This is a genomic window from Staphylococcus pasteuri, assembly GCF_003970495.1.
Taxonomy (GTDB): Bacteria; Bacillota; Bacilli; order Staphylococcales; family Staphylococcaceae; genus Staphylococcus; species Staphylococcus pasteuri.
This window is the reverse complement of record NZ_RXWW01000074.1, coordinates 1-10,581: the sequence shown is the minus strand read 5'-3', so window position 1 is coordinate 10,581 and position 10,581 is coordinate 1. Positions and strand designations below refer to the sequence as shown.

9 protein-coding genes are annotated in these 10,581 nt (G+C 31.8%); all 9 read left to right on the top strand.

Going from position 1 to position 10,581, the window contains the following annotated elements:
- The first annotated feature begins 290 nt into the window (after nucleotides 1-290).
- Nucleotides 291-1,565, top strand: a complete 1,275-nt coding sequence (locus CD121_RS10380; RefSeq protein ID WP_017636539.1) for a pyruvate MFS transporter — start codon at nucleotides 291-293, stop codon at nucleotides 1,563-1,565.
- Nucleotides 1,566-1,689: 124 nt separating this feature from the next.
- On the top strand, nucleotides 1,690-1,977 hold the full coding sequence (locus CD121_RS10375) for a putative quinol monooxygenase (protein WP_119622582.1): 288 nt from the start codon (nucleotides 1,690-1,692) through the stop codon (nucleotides 1,975-1,977).
- Nucleotides 1,978-2,209: 232 nt separating this feature from the next.
- A complete protein-coding gene (locus CD121_RS10370; protein WP_236582548.1) occupies nucleotides 2,210-4,111 on the top strand; it encodes an FUSC family protein in 1,902 nt (633 codons plus the stop codon).
- 105 nt (nucleotides 4,112-4,216) lie between these two features.
- On the top strand, nucleotides 4,217-4,630 hold the full coding sequence (locus CD121_RS10365) for a DUF2188 domain-containing protein (protein WP_126568186.1): 414 nt from the start codon (nucleotides 4,217-4,219) through the stop codon (nucleotides 4,628-4,630).
- 140 nt (nucleotides 4,631-4,770) lie between these two features.
- The gene (locus CD121_RS10360; RefSeq protein ID WP_017636535.1) at nucleotides 4,771-5,466 is read left to right on the top strand and encodes a GTP pyrophosphokinase; all 696 of its coding nucleotides are present in this window, start codon (nucleotides 4,771-4,773) and stop codon (nucleotides 5,464-5,466) included.
- A gap of 249 nt (nucleotides 5,467-5,715) precedes the next feature.
- Nucleotides 5,716-6,396, top strand: a complete 681-nt coding sequence (locus tag CD121_RS10355) for a GntR family transcriptional regulator (RefSeq protein ID WP_119622581.1) — start codon at nucleotides 5,716-5,718, stop codon at nucleotides 6,394-6,396.
- Between the two features lie 24 nt (nucleotides 6,397-6,420).
- Nucleotides 6,421-7,959 (top strand): gluconokinase, encoded by a 1,539-nt coding sequence (gene gntK / locus CD121_RS10350; protein WP_126568184.1) that lies wholly within the window; start codon nucleotides 6,421-6,423, stop codon nucleotides 7,957-7,959.
- A 116-nt stretch (nucleotides 7,960-8,075) separates the two neighbouring features.
- Nucleotides 8,076-9,434 carry a gluconate:H+ symporter gene (locus tag CD121_RS10345; protein WP_046467022.1) on the top strand — a complete coding sequence of 453 codons (1,359 nt, stop codon included), beginning with the start codon at nucleotides 8,076-8,078 and terminating at the stop codon, nucleotides 9,432-9,434.
- A gap of 725 nt (nucleotides 9,435-10,159) precedes the next feature.
- Nucleotides 10,160-10,581: UTP--glucose-1-phosphate uridylyltransferase (locus CD121_RS10340; RefSeq protein ID WP_185817762.1), on the top strand; the 422-nt coding region annotated here is incomplete at its 3' end.

The window sequence follows — 10,581 nt, the reverse complement described above, 5'->3', positions numbered from 1 at the left end:
CACTAAAATTGTTTATTTATTGTAGTTATAGTTTTAACTCTAAATTGAGTATTACACTTGTGACAGTATATTGAATGTATTGTTAATATTTATTGAATAAAAAGTGAATATTTTATTAAATTTATATTGTAGCCGTTTCCATTTCGTGCTATTATTATTAAAAATTGTAGCGCTACAAGAAATTTTTAAGTTGTTTCTTAGTAGTTTAATCATAGTCATCTTGAAGGATTTCTGAAACTGAACGACAACACTTAGAGACAACATATTTAATAAGGGAAGTAGGAAAAGAAATGAATAAGAAAAGAAGTAACGTTCGTTGGGGCTTCGCAATTGCATTCTTCTTGATCGGAGTTATTGCATACATGGACAGGTCTAATATTTCTTATATTGCTGTTCCAATGATGGAAGATTTGCATTTGTCAAAAGCTCAATTTGGTTTATTGGCTTCATTTTTCTCACTAGGTTATGCATTAATGCAAGTACCTTCTGGGATGTTAGCTGAAAAATTTGGACCACGTAAAATGATTACAATTGCATTGGTATGGTGGAGTGCTTTTACTATATTTACAGGTATGATTAAGCATCATGGTTTATTATATTTTGTTAGATTTTTATTTGGTGTAGGTGAAGCGCCAATGTATCCTTCTAATGCAGTATTCAATTCATTTTGGTTCGCAAAAAATGAAAAGGGACGAGCTTCAAGTGCTTTATTAGCAGGTTCGTACTTTGGCCCTGTATTAGCGCCAATTGTAACTATAGCTATCGTAAATGCATTTAACTGGGAAGCGGTATTTTATATTTTTGGTGCAATAGGAATTGTAATGGCAATACTTTGGGCAATTATTGCAAAAGATTTACCTGAACAACATAAAATGGTCAACGAGGCTGAAAAACAATTTATTATGCAACATAGAGATATTGTAGACACAGATAAATCATTACCACCCTGGAAACGATTCTTAACTCACTTTAGTTTCTATGCAATTGCTATTCAATACTTTGTTGTTCAATTCGTTATCACTCTGTTTTTAATTTGGTTACCTACATATTTAACAGAAGTATATCATGTTGATTTTAAAGATATGTCAATTAGTTCTCTTCCATGGTTATTAATGTTCTTCTTAATACTTAGCGGGGGAGCAATTTCAGATAGAATTTTAAACACTGGCAAATCACGCTTTGTCGCTCGTGGTGTTATTGCTATTATAGGATTTATTGTATTTTCAGCGTCAATGTTCCTTGCAGTACATACAGATAGCCTTTATGTTACTATTTTCTGGTTATCATTAGGACTTGGTGGAGTTGGTATGTCTATGGGTATGAGCTGGGCGGCAGCTACTGACTTAGGCCGTAACTTCTCAGGTACAGTATCAGGATGGATGAACTTATGGGGTAATATTGGGGCATTAACAAGCCCATTGTTAGCAGGAATATTTGTTGAAAGTCTAGGATGGACTTTAACATTTGAATTGTTAGCAATTCCTGCAGTAGTAGCAATTATAATGTGGTTCTTTGTTAAACCTGATAAACCATTAGTTATTGATGAACATAAAACAATAGAATAGTAGATATTAAAAAGAGCAATATGTGAGATTGTATAAATATAGTAATGTACTATATCAAATCTCATTTATTGCTTTTTATATTTTGTTAAGTACATAATATCTTAATAAGAAAGGTGTGTTTTAAATGATGATCATTAATGCAAAAATTAAAATATTAGAAGAAAAACGAGACGAATATTTAAAATTGATGGAAAGTTTAGTCGAAGAAACAAGAAAAGAAGATGGAGTCTTATACTATAGCCATTTTGAAGATGTACAAGAACGTAATACATTTGTGGTAGTTGAAAATTATGTTGATGAAGCAGCAATAAACTCACATATGGAGTCTCCACATTTCCAAAACTTTAATAATAAAGTTAAAGAGTATGTTGCAGAAGAACCAGTTATAGAAATTGCCCAACAAATTAAATAAATTTGGTAGATAAAATATAGTGGGAAATAGTAATCAAATATTAATGAAAGTGATATAATAGTATGTATCATTGATGGATTGTGAACAATACATCTAATAAGTTAACGCTATTGAGAGCGGAATAACGCTGATTTCAAATCAATGAAATGAGAAACATTCCGTTCTTTTATTTTGTTTAAAATCAATAAAAAGGAAAGGAGAGGAAATATTGAAGAGTTTTATACAGCTAGTCATGACATTTAATAAATCAAAAGTTGATCCATATAAAGGGTTAAGACAAGGATTATTAATGATTATTCCGGCTCTTTTAGGATATTATTTTGGCTTTTTCTCTTTTGGTATATTAATTGCCACAGGTACATTAGCGCATATATATGTCTTTAAAGGAGCACCAAAATCACAAATTAGAATTGTAATACTTTGTTCTTTAGCATTTGTAGTATGTATGATGCTTGGAACATTGACAACAGCACAACCAATTATATTTGGTATCTTGCTATTAATTGTTACAGTAGTACCATTTTATATATTCACTTCTCTCAAAATAGCAGGCCCTTCATCTACGTTCTTCATCGTAACGTTCTGTTTACCGATGAACTTACCTATTGCACCTGACCAAGCATTAATTAGAGGGTTGGCTATATTAATAGGTGGAATATTAGCGACATTAATGGTGCTATTAACGATTTATATTAAAAAAGAAAAAGCTGAAGATAGTGCAATTAATGCAGATTTCAAAGTAATTCAAGATATGATGGAAAATTACAATGACCCAGAAGCATTTAAAAAAGTTGCAAATTCAGCAGTATCTGCATTTAAAGCGTCAGATAAACTACTCATAACGTCATCTGCGAATAACGATAAGATGAGTTCACGATTTCAAAAATTATTATTAATTCATACTTCAGTTCAAGGTATTTATTCAGAATTATTAGAGCTTAATGAAAAAAATATACGACCATTACCTAATGATTTAATTGAAATGTTGAATTTTATTATCAATAAAGTAAAACATCCAAAAACTAATCATCAAACATGGAAAAAGGAAATCAATGTAAGTTCTGAATTTGAAAATTTATTAAATCATATACTAAAAATAGATGAAATTGCACATGCTGATTCTAATCATATCGAACATGAAGCAAAAATTAGAACGCCTTTATATAGTAAGCGTATTTTACAAAATCTAACATTAGATTCTATTGTATTTAGAAACACATTAAGATATACAGTCATCATGTCAGCAGCAATATTCATAGCTTTATTCTTTGGATTTGATAAAGCATACTGGATTCCATTATCTGCACATACCTTATTGGTAGGAACATCAACAATTCATTCATTAGAAAGAGGTACTGCAAGAAGTTTTGGTACTATATTAGGTGTTATAGTGCTTACAGGAATATTAGCATTTTCTATTCCAACACCATTAGCAATTATATTAATGGGATTAGGCGCTGGAATTACAGAAATGTTTGTTGGTGCAAATTACACGTTTGCGGTCATATTTATTACAATTCAAGTTATCTTACTAAATGGTCTTGCTTCACAAAACCTATCTATTAGTATTGCATATCCAAGAATTGTAGACGTAATTATTGGTGTAGCTATTTCTACTATCGGCCTATTTATATTGGGACAAAGAACGTCATCAATATTGTTACCAAATACAATTGCAGAAGTTGTGAGAAAAGAAGCATCGTTCTTCCATTACTTATTCTCAGAAAACAAGTATCATAATAAAGAAGAAGAAAAAAATCTTAATCTAGGATTATCAGTTAGATTGAACAATATGACTCAAATGTATAATGCAGCAAATGGTGAGTTGTTCAGTAATAAAAAAGTAATCCAATACTATTATCCAAGTATATTTGCGCTTGAAGAAATTAGTTTTATGCTTAGTAGGGCGCTTAGCGATAATCATCGTTCAAGAATAGATGATCAATTAATGGGTGAATATTTAACTACGTTTGAAAATATTGCTAAACATTTCGAATTACAATCACATCTCGAAGTAAAAGAATTAACTGATTTACCACAGTATAATTATATTAAGTCTGGTTTAATGAAAATACAGAAAAACAGTCAAAAAGCACGTGAAGATGCTATTGAAGCAGGCATATTAGGTAAGTAGAGTAGTCTGAGGGTTGTCTAACCGTAGTATGACGTCATAGTGGTTAAATAGTTAGTATTGGTGGTAATACTAATATATAAGCAAATTAAACTGGAGATGAATACTATGCCTTGGACAATGGATGATTACCCACAGAGTTTAAAAAATCTTGATGAATTAGAACGTAAAAAAGCAATTGATATAGCTAATGCCATGTTGAAAGATGGTTATAAAGAATCAGATATTATCCCAATTGCTACGAAACAGGCTGAAAAATGGTACAAAGATGCTTCTAAAGATGAATTAAATGAATTGAAAAATAAACACATCACACAACATCAAACAGATCAGTCTGCAAACCCAGAATTAAATGAAGAACCTATACACGTTTACTTTGAAGACAATGAGTGGAAAGTAAAAACAGAAAAGGCTAAACAAGCTTCTGATACTTTCCAATATAAAAAAGATGCAGTTAAGCGAGCACAAGAAATTGCAGAAAATAAAGATACGAAAGTAATAGAACATCAAAAAGATGAATAGAGAAAAAGTCTAGAAAGGCTATCCTCAAAATGAGGGTAGTCTTTTTATATTGGATGCGACTAAAGTAGGGAGTGCAATTATTTCTTCTTCTTTATGAACTTAGTTATAATAAAATTGATAAAGAAGTTGGAGGAAATAATATGTATGTAGAGAGAAAACCCTCATTATATCTAGAAGACTTAAGAACAGAATTTAAAAACAGTTTGAATACATTTAAAAATAGCGACGAAGCTTTTGATATTTTAGTAGGCTTTGTTGAGTTAGATCATATTTATTCATCAGCACTTAAAGAAATTAGTACTAAACTAAGTATATTAGATGATAACTTTAATCATATGTATAAACATAACCCTATTCATCATATGGAACGTCGAGTGAAAGAAATGGGAAGTTTAGTTGGAAAGCTAAAACGCAAAGATTTGGAAGTAAGTGCTGAAAGTGCCAAAGAAAATATTATGGATATCGCTGGTATAAGAGTTATATGTAATTACTTAGATGATATTTATGTAATTGAAAAAATGTTATTAAAACAAGAAGATGTCAAATTAATCAAACGTAAAGATTACATTGAACATCCTAAAGAAAATGGCTATCGAAGTTTACATATTGTTGTAACGATTCCTGTATTTTTAGCTGATTCTGTAGAAGTAACACCAGTAGAAATCCAGATAAGAACAATTGGTATGGATATGTGGGCAAGTTTAGAACATAAAATCCGATACAAAAATAATACAGATACTGAAAAATATAAAGGACTGTTAGAACAATGTGCAACAGAAATAACAGATGTTGAAAGAAAAATGCAGCAAATTCACTCAGAAATCTCGGAAAATTAAACAGAGTAATGAAGTGTAGTATATTTTATTCAAAGTTAATGACTAAAATATACTACTTTTTTTTAAGATTATCGAAAATAATAACCACTACATCAAAATAACTGGTTAGTAAAAATAACATAGGTAACTTATAAGTTTCGTTTAAATAGCGAGGCTTATATTAATTAGTAAGCGCTTGCAAAACAAGGGGACATGTATTAATATACTTGTATACAAGTATAAAGGTAACTGGAAATTGAGGTGTAAGATATGACATATGGCTATCCAGAAAGTTGGAAAAGACATTTAACTACAGGTGAGTCAATCGCTGCTGAAATAAGATTAGGCATTATTAATGGTGACATTGAATCTGAGACTTGGTTAACAGAAAATCAAGTTGCTAAACAATTTAATGTAAGCCGATCACCTGTTAGAGATGCTTTTAAACTATTACAAACAGACCAATTGATACATTTAGAACGAATGGGTGCACAGGTTCTACCTTTTGGAGAGCAAGAAAAGAGAGAGCTATATGACTTACGTTTGATGTTAGAATCGTTTGCCTTTTCAAGGTTAAGAACACAGGATACTCAACCCATCGCAAAGGAAATGAAAAAGCAATTAGAAATGATGAAAGTAGCCGTACAATTCGAAGACGCTGAATCATTTACAAAACATGATTTCGAGTTTCATGAGGCAATGATTTTAGCTTCTAATCATCAATATCTAAAAACCTTTTGGTACCATCTTAAACCTGTCATGGAATCACTCATTTTATTGTCTATGAGACGTAGAATGTTAAAAAATCCGGATGATTTTGAACGTATCCATCGCAATCATAACGTTTTTGTGGAAGCGGTTGATAATAAAGATTCAGACAAATTAAGAGAAGCATTTCATTTAAACTTTGATGATGTTGGAAAAGATATAGAAGGATTTTGGTTACGATAATTTTTTGAGAAAGTAGGGGAAATGATGAAATATATGATTGGAGTCGATATAGGGACAACGAGTACTAAGTCAGTGCTATATAACGAAAATGGACAATTTATAATGAAGCATAACATTGGATATGAATTACATACACCTAATGTTGATGTCTCTGAAGAAAATCCAGACGAACTATTTGATGCAGTCTTAATGACAGTGAAATATGTGGTAAGGGAAACAAACATAGCAAAAGAAGATATTAAATTGATTTCTTTTAGTGCTCAAATGCATAGTCTTGTAGCTATGGACGAAAATCATCATAGACTAACTGAAAACATTACTTGGGCAGATAATAGAGCAAGCAAATACGCAACATTAATCAATAATCAATATAATGGATTAGATATTTATAGAAGAACAGGCACGCCAATCCATCCAATGTCACCGTTATCAAAAATTTTCTGGATGAAACACGAACAACAATCTACTTTCGATAATACTGCCATGTTTGCTGATATTAAGACATATATTTTATATCAATTATTTGAGCAATATGTGATTGATCATTCAATGGCTTCAGCAACAGGTATGTTTAACCTTGAACAATTAGATTGGGATGATGATGTACTCAATTTATTAGGTATTTCACGATCTCAATTACCAGAGTTGGTACCAACAACACATATTTTAACTGGAATGAAAAAACGATATGCAACTTTAATGGGCATTGATGAAAATACACCAGTCGTCATAGGGGCAAGTGATGGCGTTTTATCAAATCTCGGTGTTAATAGTTATCAGCAAGGTGAAGTAGCAGTCACTATCGGAACGTCTGGAGCGATAAGAACTGTTATTGATAAACCGAGAACAGACGAAAAAGGACGTATATTTTGTTATGTGTTAACTGATGAACACTATGTTATTGGTGGGCCAGTAAATAATGGTGGCGTTATTTTAAGATGGCTTCGAGATGAAATATTAGCTAGTGAAGTTGAAACGGCTAAAAGACTTGGTGTTGATCCATATGATGTACTAACACAAATTGCAAGTCGAGTTAAGCCTGGATCAGATGGTTTAATCTTCCATCCATATTTAGCAGGTGAACGAGCACCGTTGTGGAATGCCGATGCAAGGGGATCTTTCTTCGGGCTTACATTATCACATAAAAAAGAACATATGATTCGTGCTGCTTTAGAAGGTGTTTTATATAACTTATATACTGTATATCTTGCATTGATTGAAGTGATGAACGAAACACCAAATGAAATTAAAGCAACAGGTGGATTTGCGAAAAGTGAAATATGGCGTCAAATGATGGCAGATATTTTTGATACACAATTAAGTGTACCTGAAAGCTATGAAAGCTCATGTCTTGGTGCTTGCGTTCTAGGTATGAAGGCACTAGGAGAAATAGATGATTTTTCAATAATTGAACAAATGGTTGGAACAACTCATGAACATCAACCTGATCCCAATACAGTAGACATTTATCAACAGTTAGTCAAAATATTCATTAAGATTAGTCGTTCATTAACAGAATCTTATAGTGAAATTGCAGATTTTCAACGTCAACATATGGATTAATTGATTTCATAAAATATCTTAGCACATAGACAGTATTTAATTGCAATGTAGCCATGTCACTTTTGAATTCGAGCAACTTTATTGAGAATAACACAGAAAAGGAAGAAGGGACTGCCATGTTTGGAGAAATTTGGCCACTAATTAGCGTTGTTTTAGGAATTATCATTTTATTAAGTTTAATTATATTTTTAAAATTGAATACCTTTATTGCTTTAATTATTACATCGATAATCACGGCATTACTATTAGGAATGCCACTCAATAAAATTATGGAAACTGTTGAAAACGGAATGGGTAGCACATTAGGTCATATCGCTTTAATTTTTGGATTAGGTGCTATTTTAGGAAAGTTACTTTCTGATGGTGGAGGCGCGACAAGAATCGCTGATACATTAATCGCAAAATTTGGACAGAAACATGTACAGTGGGCGATGCTTATTGCAGCATTCATCGTTGGTATAGCATTGTTCTTTGAAGTAGGACTAGTCTTATTAATCCCACTTGTATTCACAGTAGCTAAACGTGCAAACGTTTCTATTTTAAAACTAGGACTACCAATGGTAACTGCTTTATCTGTGACACATGGATTCTTACCTCCACATCCTGGACCGGTTGTTATTGCAAAAGAATTAAAAGCCAATATCGGTCATGTATTAATGTACGGAATTATTATTGCAATTCCAGTCACATTAATCGCAGGTCCATTATTTAATAAATTTGCGCAAAAAATCATTCCTTCAGCATACTCACGTGAAGGAGATATTTCAGCATTAGGCGCACAAAAAGAATTTACTAATGAGGAAATGCCAGGATTTGGTATTAGTATTTTAACTGCAATATTACCAGTTATATTGATGTTGATTTCAACAATTGTTCAATTGGTTACTGGACATGATACACCTAAAAATAGTGTTGAGTCGATCATTTATCTAATTGGTAATGCGGGTACTGCAATGCTTATAGCAGTTATCTTTGCAATATTTACTATGGGAATACTTCGAAAAAGAAAAATGGAAGATATTATGGAATCAGTCACACAAGCTATATATCCAATTGGTATGATGTTGTTAATCATTGGTGGTGGCGGTACATTCAAACAAGTTCTAATAGATGGCGGTGTTGGTGACACAATCGCAAAAATGTTTGAAGGTACACATATGTCCCCAATTTTACTCGCATGGATTGTTGCTGCAGTACTTAGAATCGCATTAGGATCTGCTACTGTTGCGGCTATCTCTACTACAGGTATAGTCATGCCATTACTTCAAGCGTCAGATACCAATGTTGCTTTAGTCGTACTAGCTATTGGTGCAGGTAGTGTTATCTTATCTCATGTCAATGACGCGGGTTTCTGGATGTTCAGAGAGTATTTTGGATTAACAGTTAAAGAAACATTCTTAACTTGGTCATTACTAGAGACAGTTATTTCGGTATCAGGCATTATCTTCATCTTATTTATTAGTTTATTCGTATAAAATATTTATAATTATACCGGCTGGAGACAGTCGGTATTTTGTATGGATTTATAAAGGGTCGCAACAAAAACTGATATATTTCTTGTCTGTTTAAACCATTTTTGAATAACTGTGAAGCATTGATATAAAAGCTTTGAAAACTTAATGGTATACATGAACTAAAGTTCATGCATAAAACCTTCTAAGTAATCAATTACTAAGAAGGTCTAATGTGCAGGGATGATAATGATAACAATAGATATTACTATACATATCATTGTATATTTACCGGTTATGGTAACTATTACGTTTATTGTTATGTGGTTTATCAAGCACATTCGAGCAAAAAAATAAACCCGTCTTACTGCAATAAGACGAGTCTAAAAGCTGTTTGTGTAGAACATATGAATTGAGTTAACCCTCAAAATATGTTGCTTAGTTTTTCCACCTAGTAAACACTCTAAAAGTTGCTAGGTGTATTTTTATGCTTAAATTATACTATGATATGAAGATTAAGGCAATAAGTTTGAGTGTAAAATACTACTAGTTGACTTCAAATAGTAGGAGATATAGTAATAGAAATCCCAAAATCTTAATGAGCAATATATTGTTTTAAATATAAAAAATTCTCACATTAATTTAAGATAAAATATTAAAATGATGTAAACTATGCACATTGTGGTATTAATGATAAAATGATGTTATACATTAGCAGTTATTCTTTTAAAAAAGGGGTAGTAGAGACTTTGAAACAAATAAAAAAAGCAATTATTCCAGCAGCTGGTTTGGGTACTAGATTTCTACCAGCAACAAAAGCAATGCCGAAAGAAATGCTTCCAATTCTAGATAAACCAACTATTCAATACATCGTTGAAGAAGCATCAAGAGCAGGTATCGAAGACATTATTATCGTTACAGGTAAACATAAACGTGCGATTGAAGACCACTTTGATAACCAAAAAGAACTAGAAATGGTATTAGAAGAAAAAGGTAAAAATGATTTATTAGAACGTGTTCAATATTCAACCGATTTAGCTAATATCTTTTACGTTAGACAAAAAGAACAAAAAGGTTTAGGTCATGCCATCCACACAGCACGTCAATTTATTGGCGATGAACCATTTGCAGTGTTATTAGGCGATGACATTGTTGAATCTGAAACACCTGC

Excerpts from the sequence above, each read along its gene's own strand:
- CD121_RS10380 (WP_017636539.1), top strand. The coding sequence starts at position 291 with ATGAATAAGAAAAGAAGTAACGTTCGTTGGGGCTTCGCAATTGCATTC.
- CD121_RS10375 (WP_119622582.1), top strand. The coding sequence starts at position 1,690 with ATGATGATCATTAATGCAAAAATTAAAATATTAGAAGAAAAACGAGAC.
- CD121_RS10370 (WP_236582548.1), top strand. The coding sequence starts at position 2,210 with ATGACATTTAATAAATCAAAAGTTGATCCATATAAAGGGTTAAGACAA.
- CD121_RS10365 (WP_126568186.1), top strand. The coding sequence starts at position 4,217 with ATGCCTTGGACAATGGATGATTACCCACAGAGTTTAAAAAATCTTGAT.
- CD121_RS10360 (WP_017636535.1), top strand. The coding sequence starts at position 4,771 with ATGTATGTAGAGAGAAAACCCTCATTATATCTAGAAGACTTAAGAACA.
- CD121_RS10355 (WP_119622581.1), top strand. The coding sequence starts at position 5,716 with ATGACATATGGCTATCCAGAAAGTTGGAAAAGACATTTAACTACAGGT.
- gntK (WP_126568184.1), top strand. The coding sequence starts at position 6,421 with ATGAAATATATGATTGGAGTCGATATAGGGACAACGAGTACTAAGTCA.
- CD121_RS10345 (WP_046467022.1), top strand. The coding sequence starts at position 8,076 with ATGTTTGGAGAAATTTGGCCACTAATTAGCGTTGTTTTAGGAATTATC.